Annotated in this window: 20 protein-coding genes; 9 read left to right on the forward strand and 11 right to left on the reverse strand. The window is 73.9% G+C overall.

Annotated elements, in window-relative coordinates:
* Positions 1-7: 7 nt before the first annotated feature.
* The 8 genes from ABTW95_RS00370 to ABTW95_RS00405 form a co-directional block, all read right to left on the reverse strand.
* A complete protein-coding gene (locus tag ABTW95_RS00370) occupies positions 8-2,110 on the reverse strand; it encodes a YhgE/Pip family protein (protein WP_500223346.1) in 2,103 nt (700 codons plus the stop codon).
* A gap of 32 nt (positions 2,111-2,142) precedes the next feature.
* Positions 2,143-2,709: an ATP-binding cassette domain-containing protein gene (locus ABTW95_RS00375; RefSeq protein WP_500223348.1), complete on the reverse strand. Its 567-nt coding sequence runs from the start codon at positions 2,707-2,709 to the stop codon at positions 2,143-2,145.
* A gap of 481 nt (positions 2,710-3,190) precedes the next feature.
* A complete protein-coding gene (locus ABTW95_RS00380) occupies positions 3,191-3,997 on the reverse strand; it encodes a hypothetical protein (RefSeq protein ID WP_500223349.1) in 807 nt (268 codons plus the stop codon).
* A gap of 127 nt (positions 3,998-4,124) precedes the next feature.
* Positions 4,125-4,901 (reverse strand): hypothetical protein, encoded by a 777-nt coding sequence (locus ABTW95_RS00385; RefSeq protein WP_500223351.1) that lies wholly within the window; start codon positions 4,899-4,901, stop codon positions 4,125-4,127.
* A gap of 96 nt (positions 4,902-4,997) precedes the next feature.
* Positions 4,998-5,630 (reverse strand): hypothetical protein, encoded by a 633-nt coding sequence (locus ABTW95_RS00390; RefSeq protein WP_500223353.1) that lies wholly within the window; start codon positions 5,628-5,630, stop codon positions 4,998-5,000.
* A gap of 560 nt (positions 5,631-6,190) precedes the next feature.
* A complete protein-coding gene (locus ABTW95_RS00395) occupies positions 6,191-6,850 on the reverse strand; it encodes a TetR/AcrR family transcriptional regulator (RefSeq protein WP_396447766.1) in 660 nt (219 codons plus the stop codon).
* Between the two features lie 69 nt (positions 6,851-6,919).
* The gene (locus ABTW95_RS00400; protein WP_500223875.1) at positions 6,920-8,077 is read right to left on the reverse strand and encodes a lipid-transfer protein; all 1,158 of its coding nucleotides are present in this window, start codon (positions 8,075-8,077) and stop codon (positions 6,920-6,922) included.
* Between the two features lie 29 nt (positions 8,078-8,106).
* Positions 8,107-8,571 (reverse strand): Zn-ribbon domain-containing OB-fold protein, encoded by a 465-nt coding sequence (locus tag ABTW95_RS00405; protein ID WP_396447767.1) that lies wholly within the window; start codon positions 8,569-8,571, stop codon positions 8,107-8,109.
* A gap of 188 nt (positions 8,572-8,759) precedes the next feature.
* Here ABTW95_RS00405 and ABTW95_RS00410 point away from each other — a divergent pair, with 188 nt between their 5' ends.
* The 3 genes from ABTW95_RS00410 to ABTW95_RS00420 all read left to right on the forward strand — a co-directional run bounded on the left by ABTW95_RS00410 (position 8,760) and on the right by ABTW95_RS00420 (position 10,892).
* Positions 8,760-9,527, forward strand: coding sequence for an SDR family oxidoreductase (locus tag ABTW95_RS00410; RefSeq protein WP_396447769.1), 768 nt, complete (start codon positions 8,760-8,762; stop codon positions 9,525-9,527).
* A gap of 9 nt (positions 9,528-9,536) precedes the next feature.
* A complete protein-coding gene (locus ABTW95_RS00415) occupies positions 9,537-10,496 on the forward strand; it encodes an LLM class F420-dependent oxidoreductase (RefSeq protein ID WP_500223356.1) in 960 nt (319 codons plus the stop codon).
* A 96-nt stretch (positions 10,497-10,592) separates the two neighbouring features.
* On the forward strand, positions 10,593-10,892 hold the full coding sequence (locus ABTW95_RS00420) for a Fe-S cluster assembly protein HesB (protein ID WP_396447772.1): 300 nt from the start codon (positions 10,593-10,595) through the stop codon (positions 10,890-10,892).
* Between the two features lie 91 nt (positions 10,893-10,983).
* On the opposite strand, the gene ABTW95_RS00425 is transcribed toward ABTW95_RS00420, so the two are convergent.
* The 3 genes from ABTW95_RS00425 to ABTW95_RS00435 are packed head-to-tail and all read right to left on the reverse strand — an operon-like array spanning position 10,984 to position 13,368.
* Positions 10,984-11,184: a hypothetical protein gene (locus ABTW95_RS00425; protein ID WP_396447773.1), complete on the reverse strand. Its 201-nt coding sequence runs from the start codon at positions 11,182-11,184 to the stop codon at positions 10,984-10,986.
* Positions 11,185-11,209: 25 nt separating this feature from the next.
* Entirely contained in the window at positions 11,210-12,307 is a 1,098-nt protein-coding gene (locus tag ABTW95_RS00430) for an Rv3169 family protein (protein ID WP_500223359.1), read from the reverse strand.
* On the reverse strand, positions 12,304-13,368 hold the full coding sequence (locus ABTW95_RS00435; RefSeq protein WP_500223360.1) for a phosphotransferase family protein: 1,065 nt from the start codon (positions 13,366-13,368) through the stop codon (positions 12,304-12,306). Before ABTW95_RS00435 ends, ABTW95_RS00430 begins: the two co-directional genes overlap by 4 nt.
* Positions 13,369-13,466: 98 nt before the next feature.
* On the opposite strand from ABTW95_RS00435, the gene ABTW95_RS00440 reads away from it, so the two are divergent.
* From ABTW95_RS00440 to ABTW95_RS00465, 6 genes are all read left to right on the forward strand, one after another.
* A complete protein-coding gene (locus ABTW95_RS00440; RefSeq protein WP_500223362.1) occupies positions 13,467-14,117 on the forward strand; it encodes an MBL fold metallo-hydrolase in 651 nt (216 codons plus the stop codon).
* The gene (locus ABTW95_RS00445; protein ID WP_500223364.1) at positions 14,114-14,788 is read left to right on the forward strand and encodes an HAD family hydrolase; all 675 of its coding nucleotides are present in this window, start codon (positions 14,114-14,116) and stop codon (positions 14,786-14,788) included. The genes ABTW95_RS00440 and ABTW95_RS00445 overlap by 4 nt, the downstream gene beginning before the upstream one ends.
* 157 nt (positions 14,789-14,945) lie before the next feature.
* Complete coding sequence (locus ABTW95_RS00450) at positions 14,946-15,149, forward strand: PspC domain-containing protein (RefSeq protein ID WP_396447779.1); 204 nt, start codon at positions 14,946-14,948, stop codon at positions 15,147-15,149.
* 150 nt (positions 15,150-15,299) lie between these two features.
* Positions 15,300-19,289: a hypothetical protein gene (locus ABTW95_RS00455; protein WP_500223366.1), complete on the forward strand. Its 3,990-nt coding sequence runs from the start codon at positions 15,300-15,302 to the stop codon at positions 19,287-19,289.
* A 15-nt stretch (positions 19,290-19,304) separates the two neighbouring features.
* Positions 19,305-20,093: a GNAT family N-acetyltransferase gene (locus ABTW95_RS00460; protein ID WP_500223368.1), complete on the forward strand. Its 789-nt coding sequence runs from the start codon at positions 19,305-19,307 to the stop codon at positions 20,091-20,093.
* A gap of 62 nt (positions 20,094-20,155) precedes the next feature.
* A complete protein-coding gene (locus tag ABTW95_RS00465; protein ID WP_500223370.1) occupies positions 20,156-20,680 on the forward strand; it encodes a hypothetical protein in 525 nt (174 codons plus the stop codon).
* The last annotated feature ends 7 nt before the right edge of the window (positions 20,681-20,687 follow it).

A 20,687-nucleotide genomic window follows, 5' to 3' on the forward strand; every position in this document is an offset into this window, starting at 1 on the left:
CCGCCTCCTAGAGCTTCAGCGCCGGGTGCAGGCGCTTCATCGTCCAGACCCGGTTGTGCCGGACGGCGCGGGCGGTGAGCGCGAGCCCGCCGGCCAGGAACGCGACCAGCACCGCACAACCCTGCCACACCGGCGTCAGCGGCCCGCCGACGATCAGGTGCCGGACGCCGTCCACCACCCACGACATCGGCAGGTACGGCCGGATCAGCTGGAAGAAGCGGGGGCTGGTCTCGATCGGGTACGTGCCGGCCGCCGAGGTGAGCTGCAGCATCAGCAGCGCCAGCGCGATGATCCGGCCGATCGGCCCGAACCGGGCGTTCGCCCACTGGATCACGGCGAGGAACGCGGCGGACGCGAGCGCGAGGAACGCGACGAGCCCCGGCCAGTGCTCCGCCCGCAGCCCGAGGGCCAGGTGCAGCACGGCCAGGACGACGCACGCCTGCGCCGCCCCGATCAGCGCGGCGGGCAGCCACCCGGCGAGCGCGACGCGGCGCCCGGGCGCGGTGCCCGCCATCGCGCGCGGGTTCAGCGGGCGCAGCAGCATGTAGATGATCATGCCGCCGACCCAGAGGGACAGCGGTACGAAGAACGGCGCGAACCCGGTCCCGTAGTTCGCCGCCTTGTTGTCGGTGGTGCCGGCGAGCCGCACCGGGTCGCTCATCATGCCGGCCCGCGCGGCCCGCTCCGCGCCGCTGTAGGCGGGCACCCGCCGGGCGCCCTCGTCCAGCCCGGCCGCGAGCCTGCCGCTTCCGGCGGAGATCTGCGCGAGCGCGGTCTCCAGCGTCACCGCGCCGCCCGACAGCCGGCCGAGCCCGCCGCGCAGCTCGCCGGCGCCGTCCGACAGCGCGCCGAGCCCGCCGGTGAGCCGGGACGACCCGGCGAGGAGCCGCCCGGCTCCCTCGTTGACCCGCTGGGTGCCGGCGTTGAGCCGGTCCACGTCCCGGCGGGCCTTGTCGACCTTGGCGGCCAGCCCGGGGGCCTCTTCGGCGATCCTGCGGGCGGCGCGCCCGACCGTCCGCGCGTCCGCCGCGACCTCGCGCAGCTCGCCCGCGTGCTCGCGGACGTACCCGTCCACGTCCTTGGCCGCGGTGACGACCTGGGCCGCGGCACGGGTGAGGTCCTGCCGGACATTCGCCGGGATCTCCGGATGCGCGGCGAGGTACGCCTCCAGCTCGGCCTGCGCCTTCTCGGCCCGGTCCACCGCGGCACCGGTCCGCGCGGGCAGCCGCCCGGCCCCGTCCGCCAGGGCGTCCGCGCCCCGCGCGACCGCGAGCGCGGCCCGCCGGATCTCCGGCGCGTTCTCCCGCAGCAGGGGGACGAGCGTGCCGCTCGCGCGGTCGACGGTGGCGGTGAGCTTCCGCATGCCGGCCGCGACCTGGACGGTCCCGTCGTGCAGTTCGCCCAGCCCGGACGTCAGCTCACCGCTGCCGGACCGTGCCTCGTCTATGCCGCCCTTGAGCCGGCCCGCGCCCGCCTCCGCCCGCCCGGCGCCTTCGGCGAGCTTGCCGGCCCCGTCCTCCGCCTGCCCGGCGCCCTCGGCCAGCCGGCCCGCCCCGTCGGCCGCCTCGCCCAGTTCACCGTGCAGCCTGCCGAACGAGAGGAAGATCCGGTCGAAGTAGCCGCGCACGGCCTCGCTGCCCGCGGCCGCGCTGATCTCCTTGAACGCGGCCTGCGCGAGCGTGCCCACGACGTAGTTGTTGGCGTCGTTCATCCGCAGCCGCAGCCCGGCGGGCGCCGGAGCGCCGTCCTCGGACGGCGACGCGATCCGGGCGCTGAAGTCGGGCGGGATCGTCAGCGACATGTAGTACTTCCCCGACCGCACGCCCTTCTCGGCCTCCTCCGCCGACACGGTCCGCCAGCCGAAGACCTTGCGCTTCCGCAGCTCGTCGGCGAGGTCGGCCCCCGCGTGCACCGGCTTCCCGTCCGCGGTGGCGCCCCGGTCCTGGACGACCAGCGCCACCGGCACGTGCTGGAGCCGGGCGTAGGGGTCCCAGAAGGACCACAGGTAGAGCCCCGCGTAGAGCAGGGGGAGCAAGACGAGCCCGGCGAGCGCGATGCGGGTCAGCCGGTTGCGCTGGAAACGGCGCAGCTCCAGACCACCGGACGTCAACGCGGGAAGCCTCATTCGGGGGGATCTCCCAACTAGAGCGAAAGGTCGTGCGCGGCCAGGCCCTCGGCGGGCCCGGCGTCATGGCAGGCGGCGATGACGGTGACTCCGGCGGCCGCGATGCCGGCGAGCCGCCGCCACAGCTCCCGCTGCCCATCGGCGGGCAGCCCTTCGCCGACGTCGTCGAGCAGGAGCAGGCCGGGCTCGCCCACGAGCGCCAGCGCGGCCCCGAGCAGCTGCGCCTCGTCCGGTGCGAGTTCCTCGGCGAGCGTGCCCGGATCGAGCTCCAGGCCGACCCGCCGCAACGCCCGCCGCCTGCGGGCCTCCCGCCCCCGGAACCCGCCGAGGACGCCCTCGCGCAGCGCCAGCGCCTCGTTCAGGTGCTCCCGCACGGTCAGCGCCGGGTCGAGCTCGGTGACCCCCGGCACGATGCCGAGCGCGGCCACCCGCTGGACGTCCCCCGGCCTGGTGAACCCGCCGACGGCGACCGTGCCCTCGCTCGCCCGCATCCGCCCGCCGAGCGTCAGCAGCAGGGCCGTCCGCCCGCTCCCGGCGATGCCGCTGACGGCGACCAGGGAGCCGCCCGGCACGTCCAGGTCCACCCCGCGGAACGCCCACCCGCGAGGGCCCCGGACGCCCAGCCCGCGAGCGCGGACGCTCAGGCCGGGCGAACCGGCCCCGGGACGGCCCCCGCCAGTCCCGGAGCCGGCCGGGCCGGGTCCGGAGACGGCCGCGGCGGTCCCCCCGGCCGCGGCGGCCGTCCCCGGAGTCTGGTGCTCGGGCGTCATCGCGGCCTCCGGAGGCTAGATTTGAACTGACCGGTCAGTACAAACCTAGCCGCGTCCGGAACCTCGCGAGTCCGCCGAGGCGGTGACATCTGACACGTGACCGCTACGCCCCAGGTCACACAGGTTCTATATGGTGACTTGCATCACATTGCCGGATTCGCGGCAGTACTCCTGGGCGCACCGTCCGGTCTGCCCGACGACCTGCGCGGCGGCGTCGCCGGGCCCGGCTGCGCCGCCGCCGGACGCACGGCGGCCGGCCCGCGGGGGCGCGGGCCGGCCGGGTGCGCTGCGATGGTCAGGCGGTGGCGTTCGCCAGTGAGGTGTACGGGGTGAACTTCGCGTAGGACTCGAAGACGGCCGTGTTCTTGCCGGCGGCGGACGGCAGTCCCGCGCGGAAGTCGGCGACCGCGTTGAGGATGCCGTTCCAGCCGCAGCCGGACGACTTCGGCACCGCGAACGCGTTGTCGACGAGCGTCGAGGCGATCACGCCGTCGCCCACCGGGTGCGCCGGTGTGCCGGAGATGGGCTGGTTCGGCGGGGGCGGGCTCGTCGTCCCGAAGGTCAGGTTGAGCACGATCGGGTCCGCGGTGCTCCCGATGTAGCAGGTGTCGCCGAGCAGCGGGTTGATCGTCTTGATCTTGAGCCGCAGGCGGAGCGCGATCTGGCCCTCGGGGGCCAGCTCCGGGTCGGCGGCCATCTCGGGCTGCGCGCTGATCTGCAGGAGGGGGATGATGTCGGTCCCCTCGATGCCGAGGACGCCGCCCTTGACCCGCTGCGGCTCGGCCCGCATGGGGCCGAAGACGCTGTAGCCCTCGAACGTCACCGGGTCGAACCCGGTCGCCCACGTCATCTTGATCGGCTGGGTGATCTCCTGGTCGATGGAGCCGATCTGGAGCCGGCCGCCGCCGATGACCGTCACGTTGCACTGCCAGAACGTCAGGTCGGCGTCCGGCGGCAGCTCGCTCACGGCCGGGCAGTCGGCGAAGTCGAGGCCGGGCGGGACGTCCGCGGCGGCCGGCCCGGACAGGCCCGTGAGGGCCAGCGCCGTGAGGCCCGCGCCGGCCACCGCCGCGGCGGCGCGCCGCATGAAGGGTGTTCTCATCGTGTCAACTCCTGGGGAGGGATCGAGGCCCGCGCCCCTCCGGCGGGGAGGAGCGGCGCGGGCCGGTGGCGGCTCGCCTGGCCGTGTCCGGGTCACGGAGCGGGGGTTCACGGCGCGGCGGGCCGGGCTAGGAGAGTTCGGTGTAGGGCTTGAAGCTCGCGTACTGCTTGAAGATCGCCGTGTTGTTCCCGGCCGCGGACGGCAGGCCGGCGTACAGGTTGACCAGCCAGTTCTCCAGGCCGAGGTCGAGGCCGCACTTGTCGGCGCGCGGCACCGCGAACGCGTTGTCGACCACGGTCGTCTTCAGCACGACCGGGTTCGTGCTCACGACGACCGGCGGCTCGCCGGAGATGGGGGTGTTCGGCGGCGGCGGGTTGGTGGTGCCGATGCCGAGTTGCAGCGCGATCGGGGCGGAGCTCGACCCGATGCTGCACCGCGACCCGAGCAGCGGGTTCTGCACGCTCACCGTCAGGTTCAGGTTGAGCTTGCCGCCGTCGGTGTTGAGGCCGCCGGCGTACTTCGGCTGCGCGTAGATGGCCGTGACGAACGGGTCGCCGAAAAGGCCCGGCTGGACGAGGAACTTGCTCGCCTTGAACGAGCCGAAGACCGTCTTCGGCTCGTAGGTGACGGGATCGAAGCCGTTGGCGTAGACGAGGGTGATCGGGGACTCGATCGTCGTCTCGATCGAGCCGAGCTTGAACGTCCCGCCGTAGGTGACGGCGATGTTGCACTGCCAGAACTGCGGGTCGGCGTCCGCGGGCAGGTCCGGGCACGCGGAGAAGTCGAAGTCGGGCAGCGTGTCGGCGGAGGCGGCGGGCGCGGCGGCGACGGCGCCGAGCAGGCTTCCGGCGAGGGTGAGGGCGGCGGTGCCGGCCGCCAGCCGGCGGCGGAGGCTGATGCGCATGGGGACTCCCGGCTGAGGGTGGGACGGGCCGCCGTCGCGGGCGGCCCGTCCCGGTGGGGTGGGTTCGATCGGGGAACGGGGGTCAGCGGACGCGGATCAGGCGCCGAGCTCCAGGTCGGCGCCGCCCGGGTCGGTGACGATCTGGAAGTTGCCGTTGGCCGACGCCGACGCCGGGCAGACCGAGTCGCCGGAGATGAACTGCAGCGACTGGCCGGCCAGCTTGCCCTGCCCGTGCGGGTTGGACGGCTCCGGCTTGTTCGAGTTGGACGGGTTGTAGACGTCGATGCTCAGCGGCGTCGACGTCGTCAGGCCGTAGTGGCACTCCACGCCCATGAGTCCCCAGTCGGGGAGGTCCAGGATGGCCTTGACGTCCACGGCCGAGTTCGGCGCGTCGATGACGATCTTGCCGTCGCGCCCGCCGCTGACGGGGTCGTGGTCGACGTGGCCGCCGATGTAGGGCAGCCCCGTCGCGGTGACGGTGGTGGTGCCGTGGCGGTTGTTCGTGCAGCCGGAGATCGACACGCTGTTGAGCTTCCCGTCGGTGCCGTCGTACTTGGTGTAGGCGCCGAGGCTCGCGCTGGTGCAGGTGTTGATGATGGGGCCGAGGAAGCTGTTGCCGGCCAGCGTCACGTTGCCCAGGTTGGTGCCGAGGACGTCGCCGGTGTACGGGGCGCCGCCGGAGGTGATGGTGGCGGACGCGAACGCGGTGCCCGTCATTCCGAAGAGCAACGCGGCGGATCCCACAATGGGAATGGCGATTTTGCCGAGCTTTCTCATGCTGCCTCTTTCGGGGGGTGGGAGACATGTGCACGACGTCCGGACGGCCTGGGCCCGTGACCGCGCCGGGGAACGTCGCGGCAACCGGGACAGAACCATGAATGATGGCGTTCATCAAGGGGCGGGCCATTCCGGCGGGGCGCTCGACCGGTTTTCAGCTACCGGGTTACCGGCCCGGCCGGTGTCCGAATAGGGCCCCGCGGCCGTGTGACCGCGGTCACGCTCCGCAGCGGCGGCGGGCGAACGCGCAGCGTGCCGGGGTGACCGGCCGGCGGCCCGGGAGTTGACTCGGCGGTCATTTCGGCCCGGGTTCCCGTTGGCCGGATCCGGCCACGTCTTGACCGGCTCGCCGTGCCGCCGGCATTGCTGGCTTCACCTGGAGGAACGCCTCATGGCCCGGCCGGGAGGGGAGGGCGGCGCGACTCCGGCCGGACCACGGGCGCACCCATGGAACACGCCGGCGTGTCCCGAAATTGCGCGCTCCCCGTCAAATGTGAAGAGGCGTCGGACCGCTATTCGGGACGCGCCGCGTCCGGGCCCCAGCGGTCGGAGTCGGGGAGCGCGAACGTGTGCAGCAGGCCGTCCAGCAGCTCCGGCAGGCGGGCGGTCTCGCCCCGGGAGATCCGCGCGTAGGCGACCTGGTAGATGCCGCCGACGACCGTCTCCGCGAGCAGCTCCGGGCTCGGGTAGTGCGGGAATAGCTCGTGCATGTTGTCGGTCACGACCTGCGCGAACGCGGCCAGCGTCTGGTCCCGGCGGGCCGCCGCGACCGGTCCGGCCGACAGCGCCTCGATCACGCACATCCGGGCGGCGACCGGGTGCGCGGCGAGGTAGCGCAGGAACGCGCCGACGCCCGCGCGGACCCGGCTGAGCGCGTCCGGCTCGTCCCGGTAGGCGTCCACGACGCTGTCCATCATCAGCTCGACTTCGCGGTCGTAGGCCCGCAGAAAAGCGTCGTCCTTGTTCTTGAAATGGACATAGAACGTGGCCCGTGAAACTCCCGCATTGGCGATGATGGAATCAACGGTCAGCGAGCGGTACCCCTCGGTGCCGGCGATTTCGACGACGGCGGAGAGAATGCGCGACATCTGGTGGCCGGCGACGTAGTCCCGGGACAGCCGGTGCCGGCCCGAGGGGAGCCGCCGGAGTTCGCCCACGCCGTCCCGTTCCATCACCGCTCCCCGCACTCGCGATACGCCGACGTGCGGATCGTCTCACGACGCGCGGAGCGCCCACACCCCTCAGCGGACGGCGATGACGGCGGAGCCGTGGCCGAACAGGCCCTGGTTCACCGCGATGCCCGCCCGCGCGCCCTCGACCTGGCGGCCCTCGGCCCGCCCGCGGAGCTGCCAGGTCAGCTCGCACACCTGGGCGATCGCCTGCGCCGGGATCGCCTCGCCGAACGAGGCGAGACCGCCGCTCGGGTTCACCGGGATGCGGCCGCCGAGCGCCGTGGCGCCGGACCGGAGCAGCTCCTCCGCGCCGCCCGGCTCGCACAGCCCGATGTCCTCGTACCAGTCGAGTTCGAGCGCGGTGGACAGGTCGTACACCTCGGCGAGCGACAGGTCCCCGGGGCCGAGGCCGGCCTCCTCGTAGGCGGCGTGCGCGATCGCGGAGCGGAACGGCCGCTCCGGGACGGCGGCGGCCATCGCCGAGTCCGTCGCGAAGTCGGGCAGGTCCAGGACGGTCTTCGGGAACGTCGGCGTGACCGTCGAGACCGCCGGGATGCGCACCGGGTCGGCCACGCCGTGCCGCCGCGCGAACTCCAGCGACGTCAGGACGAGCGCGGCGCCGCCGTCGCTGGTCGCGCAGATGTCCAGGAGGCGCAGCGGGTCGGCGACGACGGCGGACTCGCGGACGTCCTCCGGCGTGACCTCCTTGCGGTAGCGGGCGTTCGGGTTGGACAGGCCGTGCCGCGCGTTCTTCACCTTGACGGCGGCGAAGTCGTCGAGCGTGGCGCCGTACATGGCCATCCGGCGGCGCGCGTACAGCGCGAAGTAGATGGGGTTGGTCGCGCCCAGGAGCCGGAACCGCAGCCAGTCCGGGTCGTCCGGCCGGTCGCCGCCGACCGGCTTGAAGAAGCCCTTCGGCGCGGCGTCGGCGCCGACGACCAGCGCGACGTCGCACAGGCCCGCGAGGATCTGCGCGCGCGCCGTGCTGATGGCCTGCGCCCCGGAGGCGCACGCGGCGTAGCAGCTGGACACCCGCGCGCCCGACCAGCCGAGCGCCTGCGCGAACGTGGCGCCCGCGATGAACCCCGGGTACCCGTTCCGGATGGTGTCGGCGCCCGACACGTACTGGACGTCCGTCCAGGAGAGCCCGGCGTCGGCGAGCGCGGCCCGCGCCGCGGCGAGCCCGTACTCGACGAAGTTGCGGCCCCATTTGCCCCACGGGTGCATCCCCGCGCCGAGGACGGCGATGTCGCGACTCACTTGACGGGCCTCCACATCCAGACGGTGTACTCGGCCTCGTCGTCCTCGTACAGGACGCCTTCGGTCAGCTCGACCTCCATGCCGACCTCCAGGTCGTCGACGGTGAGGCCGGGGACGACCTGGCCGAGAACGACCATGCGCTCGGCGTCGAGCTCCACGGCGGCGACCGCGTACGGCACGAACGGGTCGGGGGAGACGTACGGGGGCGGCGGCTTGTAGCGCGAGTCGGCGTAGGACCAGACGCGCCCGCGCGCCGACAGCGCGTACGGCTCCAGCTCCGAGCCGTCCTTCGGCCCCGTGCAGCCGGGGTTGCGGCACGCCAGCTCGTTGCGCGGGAAGTACGGCGTCCCGCACGACGAGCAGCGGGTGCCGAGCAGCCGGACGCCGCCGTCCTCGGTGGTGTACCAGCCCTCGACGGCCGGGCGGCGCTCCTTGGGTGTGCTCACGCGGGTGGTGGTCACGCGGCCCCTCCTCGTGTCTCGCGGCGCAGCGTAACAACCGGGCGATCGGTGGAAAGGGCGTGCGTCCGGTGAGCGGGACCGAACCCGCGGGGCAGCTAACTGACTCGTCAGTCACTTCGCTACAGTGAACCGAGTCGGATTCTGCCCATTGCCGCCCACCGGGGTGGGAGCGAGTAGGGAGCGCGCGGATGCGGACTGGTCTTGAGGGAAGGACGGCCCTGGTCACCGGGGCGTCCCGGGGCATCGGGAAGGCGATCGCGGCGGCGTTCGCGGCCGAGGGCGCCAACGTGGTCATCTCCTCCCGCAAGCAGGAGGCGCTCGACGAGGTCGCCAAGGAGATCAGCGCCGCGAGCCCCGGCGCCGGGGTGCTCGCCAAGGCGGCGCACGTCGGCCACGCCGACGAGGCCGCCGCCTGCGTGGAGGCCGCCGCCGCCGAGTTCGGCGGCATCGACATCCTGGTCAACAACGCCGGGACGAACCCCTACTTCGGGCCGATGGCCGACATCGAGCCCGCCGCCGCGGCCAAGACCGTCGAGGTCAACCAGTTCGCGATCGTCCAGTGGACGCAGCTCGCGCTGAAGGCGGGCCTCGCCGAGGGCGGCGGCGCCATCATCAACATCGCCTCCGTCGGCGGCATGATCACTGAGCACGGCATCGGCTACTACAACGCCACCAAGGCCGCCGTGATCCACCTCAGCCGCCAGTTCGCGATGGAGCTGGCGCCCGCGGTGCGGGTGAACTGCATCGCCCCCGGCCTGGTCAAGACCCACCTCGCCCGGGCGCTGTGGGAGCCGAACGAGGCGCAGATCAGCGAGCACATGCCGCTCAAGCGGCTCGGCGAGCCCGAGGACATCGCGCACGCGGCCGTGTTCCTCGCGGGCGACGCCTCGTCCTGGATGACCGGGCAGACCCTCGTCGTGGACGGCGGCGCCACCATCCGCGCGTCGGTCGCCTAGGAGGCCCGCATGTCACGCTGGGGACTGACCATTCCGATGACCGGGCTCCCGCTGGCCGAGCACCGCGAGCTGGTCGCCGAACTGTCCGCGCTCGGCTACACCGACGCCTGGTCCGCCGAGACGAACGGCACCGACGCGTTCACCCCGCTGGCGCTCGCCTCCCAGTGGGGCCCGGAGCTGCGCCTCGGCCCCGCGATCGTCCCGGTCTACACGCGCGGGCCCGCGTTGCTGGCCCAGCACGCCGCCACCCTCGCGGACCTCGCGCCCGGGCGGTTCGTGCTCGGCATCGGCACCTCGTCCGACACGATCGTGCAGCGCTGGAACGGCATCCCGTTCGAGGAGCCGTACAAGCGCGTGCGCGACACGCTGCGCTTCCTCCGCAAGGCCCTGGCGGGGGAGAAGGTGAAGGAGGAGTACGACACCTTCGCCGTCAAGGGGTTCAAGCTCGACAACGCGCCGGCGGCGCCGCCGCCGATCGTCCTCGCGGCGCTGCGCCCCGGCATGCTGCGGCTCGCCGCCCGGGAGGCCGACGGGGCGATCACCAACTGGCTCGCGCCGAAGGACGTCCGGACGGTGCGCGGGGTGATCGGCGACGAGCCCGAGCTGATCGCGCGGCTGTTCGTCTGCCCGACGGACAACGCCGAGGAGGCGCGCGCGATCGGCCGCTGGATGATCGCCGCGTACATGACGGTCCCGGTCTACAGGGCGTTCCACGAGTGGCTCGGGCGCGGTGCGGCGCTGGCGCCGATGAACGAGGCGTGGGCCGCCGGCGACCGCAAGAAGGCCCTGGAGGTCATCCCGGACGAGGTCGTCGACGACCTGATCGTGCACGGGTCGCCCGCGGCGTGCCGGGCCCGGGTCCGCGAGTACGTGGACAGCGGCCTGACCACGCCGGTCCTCGCGGTCGTCCCCGGCGGCGGGCTGTCCCCGGCGGAGGCGGTGCGGGCGCTCGCCCCGAGCGCGGGCTGACGCCGGACCGGGCCGCGATCCGATGTTTGCCGCGATGGCGATCGGGGAGGGTGGGGCAGATCCGTAACGCAACGACAGACGTGAGGAGAGCGGATCGTGCTCACCCTGACGAGCGGTGCCGTTCAGGTCATCCGGACGGTGACCGCCAACCCGGAGCTTCCGCCGGAGACCGGCATCCGCATCGAGTCCGGGATCGACGGCTCGGACGCCCTGCGGCTCTCGGTCGCCCCCGCGCCCGAGGCCGGAGACCAGGTGGTCGAGGAGGAGGGTGCCAAGGTGTACCTGGAGGCCGCGGTCGCCGAGCTGCTCAACGACAAGACCCTTGACGCACAGGTCGACCCGCAGGGCGACGTGGCGTTCACCATTGCCGAGGGGACGGGGGGGATCCCTACCTGACTTGCGGCCGGAACCCCGGGCGCCTCGCCGGGCGTACCGGGGTTCCCGCCTGTGAGCGTGTTCTGTGAGCGTGTTCTGTGAGCGTGTTCTGTCAGCGCATCGCCGCGACGACGGCGACGACGGCGAACACGAATGCCGCCGTGGTGAGGATCATGAAAGCCGCGATCACCGCGCAGGCGAGGCCCCGCGGCTGGTCGCGCCAGGTTCCGTAGCGGTCGCGCACCTGCCGGTCCAGTTCTTCCCGGGACGGCCGTCCCGCGTCCGGGGGGTCGGGCGAAGGCGGGGTCGTCACGGCCTTCAGTTTGGCAGATCCCGTGTCAGCCGAAGGACGGATGCGGGCCGAGCGCCCAGTACTCGTAGAGGCCGTAGCCGGTGGCGGCGCCGGCGGGCTGCGCGCCGTCCAGGTACTCGAAACGGCCGACCGCGTCGACCATTCCCCACATGCGGGCGGCGTCGTCCGGTTTGCGGGTGTCGTAGGTGACGCCCTGCACCTTGAGGTCGGGCCCCTGGTACATGCCGTGCTTCCAGCCGGGTTCCAGCCCGTACCCCGTGCCCACCATCAGGTGGACGGGCAGGATCGGGGTCGCCTTCACCTCGAAGGGCTCCCCGCCCGGCGGCGCGAACCGGAGCGTGGCGGTCACCACGTCGCGGGTGCCTTCGGCGTACACAGGACGGTATTCGGGACGCCCCAGGTACTCGGCCTCACGGTCGGGCCAGACGCGGGTGGCCTCTTCCAGGACGCGGCGGCCCTTCTCGTCTTCCTGCACGATGCAGAGGATCGAGTGGTCCTCGAACTGGATCGGCGTGTACAGCCAGTAGAACGTTCCGGCGTTCTTGACCTGGATGCCCGGCGGCTCCGGCTCGCCCACGGGACGGATGCCCCACGACCGGTCCCGTGAGCCCCACCAGTGGTCGGGAGTGACCTCGATGGTCTCGCCCTCCACCGTGATGGTGCCCGTCCAACGGCCGGTCTGCGCGAGACGCCGCGAGTCGAAGACGACGCGCTCCTGCCAGCGCAGGTAGTGCGGAGGCTCCAGCGTGGCGGGGATCGACCCCTCCCAGGCGAGGTCGAACGACAGGCCGTGCTCGTTCTCGTCCAGGACGACCCTGAGCCGCTTCAAACCCTCGATGACCTCCACTCGGAAGGGCCCGACCGTGGTGTCCATGCGGTCGTTCCCCAGCTCGCGCGACGCCCGGACCACCTTGTGCAGCGGCCCGCGCCGCGCGAGCGCGAACGCGTCCATCACCCCGAGGTTCGGGTATTGCCCGACGCCGATGAGCATCATCATCTCGTCCGAGCAGGGGTGGACGTTGAAGTAGTACCGGTCGTAGAAGTTGCGGTCGGACGTGGTGACGTGCCGCATCACCTCGGGCGCCTGGTGGATCGGGTAGTCGTCGAGGGGCGAGAGCGTCACCGGCCGGCCTCCAGGATGCGCGCGAGCAGCTGCGTGCAGTTGTTGTTGTAGGGGAAGTCGGAGGTCCCGTCGATCCAGCCGAAGTCGATCATCGCCTGCCCGATCCGCGCCATGATCACCGAGAACTTGAAGCCGGACAGGATCTCGTAGTACGCCATGTGCCGCATCGGGCGCCCGAGCAGCTCCTCGTAGCGGGCGACGGTCTCCGCGGGGGACGGGAAGCCGTCCAGCCGGGCGGCGCCGACGCCCTCGCTGTGGTGCCGGTCCAGGAACAGGAACCAGGCGAGGTCCTCCTCGGGCGCGCCGAGCGCCGCGGTCTCCCAGTCCAGGACGGCCTTCGGCGCGCCCGCCTGGAAGATCACGTTGCCGATGCGGGAGTCGCCCCACAGGACGGCGGGCTCGTCCGGCTCCTCGGGGCGGTTCGCCTTCAGCCAGTCCAGCGCCTTGAGCGCGGTCTCCTGCGGCCCGTCGTAGGCCCAGTGGAGGTAGTGCTCGTAGTAGTTCAGCCGCTGGTCGATGCCGGGCGCGCCCCATCGCGGCCGGTCGAGGAAGTCCAGGCCCAGCTCCGCGACGTCCAGCCGGTGCAGGACCGCCATGATCTCCAGCGTGGACCACCACATCGCCGCCCGCTCGTCCGGCGCGACCTCTGTCACCCAGCCGCCCATGTGGTAGGGCGGCATGTCGGTCGGGACGCGGCCGTCGACCCGCCCCATCACGAAGAACGGGGCGCCGAGCACGTCCGCGGACGGCTCGTACCAGCGGATCGGCGGCACCGGGACGGGCGTCCGCTCGTCCAGGATCCGCATCAGCCGGTGCTCGTCCGCGAACCGGGGCTCGGGGAAGACCTGGTACTCGGTGGGCGCGACCCGCGCGACGAACGGTTCCCGCCTGCTCTGCCCGCCGTCGGTCCACTCGGCGTCGAACATGAGCGTCTCGTTGGAGAATCCGCTGGTCTGCGGGGTGTCCACGTGGGGGATCCGGACGCCGGGCAGATGCCGTCCGAGCCACTCCGCCAGGGCGCTTCTGGTGACCTCGGGATCGCGTTGGTCGGGAACGGGCATCGCCGCCTCCTTGCGCCGAACCAAAGTAGAACGTGTTCTATCAAGCTGCCGGGGGGCGGTCAATGGGGGCGGCGCCCCCGACGTGCGAACATGGCCGGATGCGTCTCACCAAGCTCGGGCATGCCTGCGTCCAGATCAGCGAGGACGACCGCACGATCGTCATCGACCCCGGCTCCTTCAGCGGCGCGTCCGGCGCGCTGGCCGCCGCCGACGCCGTGCTGATCACGCACGAGCACTTCGACCACTACGACGGCGGCGCGCTGCGCGCCGCGATGGCCGAGCGGCCGTCCCTGGAGGTCTGGACGTCCCGCGCCGTCGCCGAGGACCTCGCCGATCTCGGCGGGCGCGTCCACCAGGTCGGCCACGGCGACTCCGTGACGATCGCCGGCTTCGAGGTGCACGTCCACGGCGAGGAGCACGAGCTGCTCCACCCGGACGTCCCGCCCATCCCGAACGTGGGTTTCCTGGTGAACGGCGAGGTCTTCCACCCGGGCGACGCGCTCACCGTCCCGTCCGAGCCGGTCCCGACCCTGTGCCTCCCCGGCAACGCGCCCTGGCTGAAGGTCCCGGAGCTGTTCTCCTACACGCGCGAGGTCGATCCCGGTCGCGCCTTCGTCATCCATGACGGCCTGCTGAACGACATCGGCCTCCAGGTGATGCAGACCGCCGTGACCAGGGCCGGCAACGAGCTGGGCAAGGAGTTCCGCCGCCTGACCCCCGGCACGACGGTCGATCTGGCGGCGAAGTGAACCAGGCCACCACCCCTCGGCCCATCCAGGCCGTGTTCTTCGACATCGGCGAGACCCTCATCAACGAGGGGGAGATCTACGGGCGCTGGGCCGACTGGCTCGGCGTGCCGCGGCACACGTTCCTGGCCAAGCTGGGGGCGGTGCTCGCGCTGGGCGGCAGCCACATGGATCTCTTCGAATACTTCCGGCCGGGGTTCGACCTCGAAGAGGAGGAGCGGCGCCGGGCCGAGGCGGGCGTCCCCAACGGGTTCGGGGCGGACGACCTCTACCCGGACGCGCGGGCGTGCCTGTCCGCGCTGCGCGACCAGGGGCTCTACGTCGGGATCGCGGGCAACCAGCCGGTCGCGGCGGCGGAGCAGATGGCGGCGCTCGGGCTGGACGCGGACGTCATCGGCATCTCCGGCGTGTGGGGCATCAGCAAGCCGTCCCACGAGTTCTTCGAGCGCTGCGCCCAGCTCGCGGATGTGCTGCCCGACCGGGTCCTGTACGTGGGGGACCGCATCGACAACGACGTCCGCCCGGCCTTGGAGTACGGGATGCGGGCGGCGTTCCTGCGGCGCGGCCCCTGGGGGCACATCCAGCAGGACGACGACGCGCTGCGCGAGTGCCTGTTCGTCCTGGACGACCTCGCCGGCCTGCCGAAGCTCGTCGCCGAGTACAACGCCCCTTAGAGCTCCCTTAGGGGACGTCCCGTAATCCCCGAGTATGGCCTGGAAACGGGACGAACGGCGGATGTGGCGGGCGCCTCCCGGCTCGTAGCGTGAGGAACGTGGCCGCGAGAATCCGCGGCCGTGTTCACCACTCGACGAATCGGGGAGAGAAGAACCCATGAACGGCCTATACCGTCCGCGCAACGATCGGATGATCGCGGGTGTCTGCGCCGGCCTCGCGCGCCGGTTCGGCATGACCCCCGGGACCGTCCGGCTGCTCTTCGTGCTGTCGTGCCTGCTGCCGGGCCCGCAGTTCGTCGTCTACCTGGTCCTGTGGGTCATGATGCCGAACGAGGACAGCCGGGTCGCGTCCCCCCGGTAGTCCAAGATCATCGATAGCGCTCGACCGGGCCCGCGCTTGGGTGTTAGATCGGGGCACCACCATCGGACCTTTTCCGGCGTCCCGTAGCCGATGCGGGGACCGCCCGGTATGAAGGTGTCCGTCCCCGTCGTGGGAAGGGAAGGAGCCGCGGTGCCCGAACAGGCCCCGGGTCCCGGCCGGAGCGGCCGGCCCGGCCCGGCGACCGGGCCGTCCGGCGGACCCGGCGAGGGAGCCGCCGCGCGCGAGGCCGAGTACGCGGCGCGGCTGCTGGGATTCCTGCGCGACCTGGCGCGGGCCCGGCGGCGGCCGTCCCGCGACCTCGCCGACCACGACCACGTCCACTGGCTCGCCGGCCTGCCCGGCGACGTCTACGTGGAGGCGGACGCCGGCCCCGGCGACGTGCTGTTCAGCGTCCCGGTCATCCCGCTCACGCCGCCCGTCGTGCTGGACGAGTTCGACGGGTGGCTCGGGCTCCGCAACTGGTACCGGATCCTGCGGGAGCTGGCCGACGAGGAGGTCGTGCTGGCGACCGGCCTGCTGTCGTGGCGCCCGGCCGTCCACGACCATCTGCTGAGCACGCCCGTCCGGATCGTCGTCGACGACCGGACCGAACGCATCGACGTCGTGCTCACGGGCCACACGACACTGCGCGACCGGGACCTGCTGTCCGGGCATCCCGGCTTCCGGCCCGCCGGCTGGATCGCCGACGCCGTCCAGGCCGGGCAGGGCTTCGGGCTGAACACGTCCGTCGGAGACGTCCTCCGCAAATGGTCCCAGGTGGCGCTCACCACCCCCGCCGACTACCGCGAGGACTGGACGCCCGGCACCGACGCCGTCTCACCCGCCCCGCGCGTCCGGCTGGCGCCCGCCCTGGTCGTCCGGCGGCCGGGCCGCGCCGCGATCGCCGACCACCACGCCGCGCTGCTGAGCCTGCTGCCGCGCGGCGTCCCGGAGGGGCTGGCGCGGCTCGTGTCCGGCAAACCGCAGGTCATGCACGTGCCGGAACGCGCGCCGGAGACCATTCCCGACCTGCTCGCCGGGCTGCTCCCGCGCGGCCACCGGGTGCTCGTCGCCACCTCCGGGCCCGCCGCCTCCGCCGCGCTCCGCGCCGCCCTGCCGGAGGACCTCGCCGCCCTCGCCGCGACCGACCGCGCCACGGCCGCCCAGATCGTGGAGGCGCTCCGCACGGCGGAGCCCGACGCCGAGGCGGCGGCCGAACGCGAGAGGGCCGCCGAGCGGCGCGTCGACGAGCTCGCCCGGCGCGTCGACGACGCGGCGGGCGAGCCGGCGCCGGACCGCCGCGACGAGGACCCCGAGCTGTCCTGGCTGCCCGTCCGCCCGGACATGCCGCCGACCCCGCCGATCTCCCGGTCCGAGGCCGCCGAACTGGTCGTCCTCCTCGCGGAGGAGAGCCCCGAACGCAAGGCCCGCACGGCGCAGCGCGACGTCGACCCGGGCGCGCTGCCGAGCGCCGCCTACGTCCGCACCCTGATCGAGGCGGAGATCGCCGCCGCCGAACGCGCCGAGCGCGCCAAGACGGACCTGTCCCGGCGCCTCCGCGACGGCGACCCCACCCTCCTCGCCCGCCTGGACGGCGACGCCTCCGTCGTCGCCGCCGCGCTGCACGACCTCGGCCTGGACGGGCACCCGAGCGGCTGGAACCCCGCCGACCTCGCCGCCCGCGCCTTCGGGGACGCGCTCGCCGAGCGCCGCCCGCTCATCTGGGCCCGCGTGTCGGAGATGACGTCCCGCGCCCAGTGGGCCGAACGCGCGCTCGCCGAGCTCGGCGCCCACCGCGTCGACCTGCCCGCGGACGCCGACCTGCGCGGCCTCGCCGCGGCCGCCCAGGACCTGCGCGCCCACCTGGCCGGCGGCGGCACGCTGAAGCGCGGCCCGCTGCGCTCCGCCGCCCAGCGGCAGGCCGAGCCGCTCCTCACCACCGTCACCGTGGACGGCGCCGCGCCCACCACGCCCGAGCTGCTCGACCTCGTCCACACCGACCTCATGGTGCGGATCACCTGCCGGGAGCTCCAGTACGTGTGGGAGGCGGCGGGCATCTCCTTCCCGGCCGACCTGCCGCCCGCCGAACGCGTCGCCCGGTTCGTCCGCGCCCACGCCCGCCTCGCCCGCGTCGGCGAGGCCATGCGCGCCATCGACTCGACGCGCCGCCTCCTGGAGCGCAACGGCTTCGCCATCGTCCTGGAGCACCCGGTCCAGTGGCACACCTACGCCTCCGACCTCCGCAACGCCCTCGAAGGTCTCGGCGTCAACCGCGCCGGGGCCGACCTCGACGCCCTCCGCGACTCGATAGCCCCCGCCGGCGCCGACGATCCCCCCGAACTGGCCGCCGCCGTCGAGGCCATCGACGCCCGCGACGCCGCCGCCTACGGCCGCGCCCTCGGCGCCCTCGCCGAGGCCCGCCACGAGCGCTCCCTCCAGATCCGCTGCGACGAGCTGCTCGCCCGCGTCCGCGCCGTCCACCCCGACCTCGCCAACCTCATGATCGCCACGGACGGCGACGAGGCGTGGCAGGCCCGCACCCGCCGCTGGGACGACGCCTGGGCGTGGGCGCGCCGCGCCGGCACCGCCCCGCCCGCCGCCGACCGCGCCCGCGCCGAGCTGGCCGCCGCCGAGGAGGAGCTCGACGCGGCCCGCGCCGCCCACACCGGAGCCCGGGCCTGGACGGCCGCCGTCGCCCTCGCCGACGTCCCCGCCTGGATCCTCCCGCTCTGGCGGATCCCGGACGTCCTCCCGCCCACCCCCGACTCGTTCGACGTCGTCATCGTCGACGGTGAGCACGAGGCCGGCGCGGAAGCCCTCTTCCTGCTCTGGCTGGCCCCCCGCGCCATCCTCGTCGGGCCCGCGGGCGCGGACCTGCCGGCCCCCGAAGGGCCGCTTCCCGCCACCCGCCTCCCGTCCCACCTCCACGAGGCGATCACACCGACGACCCCGCTCTTCAGGGCTCTGACCCACCCTGTACCGGCTTCCCCGCGCGACACCGTCCCCGACCCCGGCACCAAGACCACGCCTCCTCGGCCGGCGGCCGCGCCCCCGCCTGGCACCGCGCCACCGCCTGCCGCCGCGCCCCCGCCTGCCGCCGCGCCCCGGCCGCGTCCGCCCGGACCCGAGCCGCGCCCCGCCGCGCCGGCTCCGCGCGCGCCCGCGCAGGGGCCGGCCGTCCGCCGCCCCGACGAACGGCACGCGCCGTCCCCGGCACCGCGCGGCGACGTCCCAGGACGCGCTCCTCAACCGGCCCCGCGACCGCAAGCCCTGCCCCCGGTTCCGGAGCAGCCGCCTGCCGCCGCGCCCCAGCGCCTGGACGCACCCGGCCGGAGCGCACCGCCCCCGCGTCCGAGCACCCCGGCGCCCGCCCCGAGCGCGGAGGCCCGGCAGGCGGAGGCGACCCGCGAGCCGCGTCCGCCCGCGCCGGTCCGCCCGCACGAGGAGGGAGGCGGCCCGGTGCCCGGGGCGAGCCGGCCGCCGGCGCGCCCCCGCACTCCTCCGCCTCCCGTCCCTCCGCCTGCCGCCGAAGAGCGGCCGCCGGAGCCCCGGCCTCCCGTGCGGCGGCCCGCGAATGCCCCGCCGCGCAGGCTGGACGCGCCACGGCTCGATCCCCGCGAGGACGAGCCGCATGAGGGCGCGCCGCATGAGAGCGGCCTACCGCCCCGGCGGCTGGACGCCGTGAACCGGGCGCCGCACGCCGAGGAGCCGGGCCGTGCCCCGCCGCCCCGGCGGCTGGACGCGGCAGGACGGGACCGGCCCGAAACCCGGGGCGAGCCGGAGCCGTCCGACATCCCCTCGATCTGGGGCAGGCCCGGCGCGAGACCGCCGGAGCCCCCGGCGCCTCCGGAGCCCCAGGCACCGCCTGAGCCGCAGGCGTCGCCGGAGCCGGCGGAGACGCGGGAGCCGGCGCGGAAGGCGGCTCCCGCGCAGGTCCGGCGCGGGCAGTCCATCGCCGGCTACAAGCGCCCCGAGCTGGTCGAGATCGTCGGACGCATCGCCGAACGCGAACCCGACCTCACCGATGACCAGATCGTCGAGCTGGTCGCGCGGCTCCTCGACTGCCCCGAGGACGAGGCGCTCCTCGTCGGCGCCCGGCTCCGCTTCGCCGTCCAGATGTACCGCCAGCGGCCCCGCTGACCGCGGAGAGGCGCCGTGCACAGCCCGGAATCGGTGAAGGCGCTGCAGGAGCGGGCGGCCCGCGCCCAGCCGGCGGAACGCGTCGAGGACGTCGGCGGATGGTGGCTGCGCCTCGCGCCGGAATGCTCGTGGTGGGTGGGAACGGTCCTGCCGCACGGCGGCGCCGGCCCGGACGACGTGCGCCGCAGGGTCGCCGAAGCGGAGGAGTTCTATGCCGCACGCGGTGCGGCTCCGCATTTTCAGATCACTCCGCGGGTGTGCCCGGAAGGGCTCGACGGCGTTCTCGGCGCCCGCGGTTATCGCCGGCACAGCTCGGTGTCGCTGCGGGTCGCGCCGACCGCCCGCGTTGCGGGACGGGCACCGGCGCCGCGGGTCCGGCTGGACGAGCGGCCGACGCGCGCGTGGTTCGCGGTCTGGCAGGCGGTGAACGGCGATTCCCCGGCCGAATGGGACATGCTCGGCCGCGTGGACCTGCCGTCCGCCTACGCGTCCGCGCTGGCCGGCGGCGGGGTCGTCGCCGTCGGGCGCGCGGTCGCCGAGGCGGGGTGGGCGGGTGTTTTCAGCATGGCGACTCTTCCCCGTGCGCGCGGAAAAGGCGCCGCCCGCAGCGTGCTCGCCGCGTTGGCGGACTGGGCCGCCGAAAATGGAGCCGACCGCATGTATCTCCAGGTCGAGCACCGCAATGTTCCGGCTTTGCGGCTCTACGGGCGGGCGGGCTTCACCGGGATTTCCACCTACCACTACCGGAGCGTTGACGGTCGCTTTGGACGGTCCGAACGTGATCGCGGCGGCCGGGGTTCATAAGAGGACAAGGCACCTCGCTGAATTCGCACACCAATGTCAGTGGATGTCTGTACAAATGTCATGTGACGGAGTGGGACGAGGAGGCGCTGGCGCGGTTGCGGGCCGCCGCTCATACCGGCGACGGGGACGCCGGGGTGCTTCGAGGGCGTCCGCTCCGACCGGTGCTCCAATACGCGGGCGATGTGCTCATCGCCGCGCTCGCCAAGGGCGGGGCCGATGCGCGGCTGGCTCGCGAATGCCTCGCCGAACTGCGCGAACGCAATTCTCCCGGCGACGCCGAACTGGCCGCCGAACTCGCCGCCGCGCTCGGCGAGCGTCCCGCCGGACCGCTCGCCCCGCTGCCCGTCGATCTCGGGGCCGTGGCCGCGGCGATGGACGGCGGCGACCAGGTCCTCGACCTGGCGCGCGGCGACGTCCTGCACTCCGACGACCTCCCTCCCGCCGGCGAGGCCGGCGAGCCGTGGGGGAGCGGGAGGTGGCTGCCGATCCCGCCGGCCGTCCTGCCGGAAGGGGAGGACGCCCGGCGCGGAGCGGCCCGCAGGTGGCTCGCCGGCGAGGGCTACCGGCCCGTCCCCCGCCGCCTCTAGAGGGCGC

Origin of the sequence: Spirillospora sp. NPDC127506, from assembly GCF_040302145.1 — a bacterium.
In the GTDB taxonomy this organism is placed as follows: domain Bacteria; phylum Actinomycetota; class Actinomycetes; order Streptosporangiales; family Streptosporangiaceae; genus Spirillospora.

Excerpts from the sequence above, each read along its gene's own strand:
- ABTW95_RS00400 (WP_500223875.1), bottom strand. The coding sequence starts at position 8,077 with ATGCACCCGTGGGGCAAATGGGGCCGCAACTTCGTCGAGTACGGGCTC.
- ABTW95_RS00440 (WP_500223362.1), top strand. The coding sequence starts at position 13,467 with ATGCGTCTCACCAAGCTCGGGCATGCCTGCGTCCAGATCAGCGAGGAC.
- ABTW95_RS00415 (WP_500223356.1), top strand. The coding sequence starts at position 9,537 with ATGTCACGCTGGGGACTGACCATTCCGATGACCGGGCTCCCGCTGGCC.
- ABTW95_RS00385 (WP_500223351.1), bottom strand. The coding sequence starts at position 4,901 with ATGCGCATCAGCCTCCGCCGCCGGCTGGCGGCCGGCACCGCCGCCCTC.
- ABTW95_RS00395 (WP_396447766.1), bottom strand. The coding sequence starts at position 6,850 with ATGGAACGGGACGGCGTGGGCGAACTCCGGCGGCTCCCCTCGGGCCGG.
- ABTW95_RS00380 (WP_500223349.1), bottom strand. The coding sequence starts at position 3,997 with ATGAGAACACCCTTCATGCGGCGCGCCGCCGCGGCGGTGGCCGGCGCG.
- ABTW95_RS00435 (WP_500223360.1), bottom strand. The coding sequence starts at position 13,368 with ATGCCCGTTCCCGACCAACGCGATCCCGAGGTCACCAGAAGCGCCCTG.
- ABTW95_RS00410 (WP_396447769.1), top strand. The coding sequence starts at position 8,760 with ATGCGGACTGGTCTTGAGGGAAGGACGGCCCTGGTCACCGGGGCGTCC.
- ABTW95_RS00450 (WP_396447779.1), top strand. The coding sequence starts at position 14,946 with ATGAACGGCCTATACCGTCCGCGCAACGATCGGATGATCGCGGGTGTC.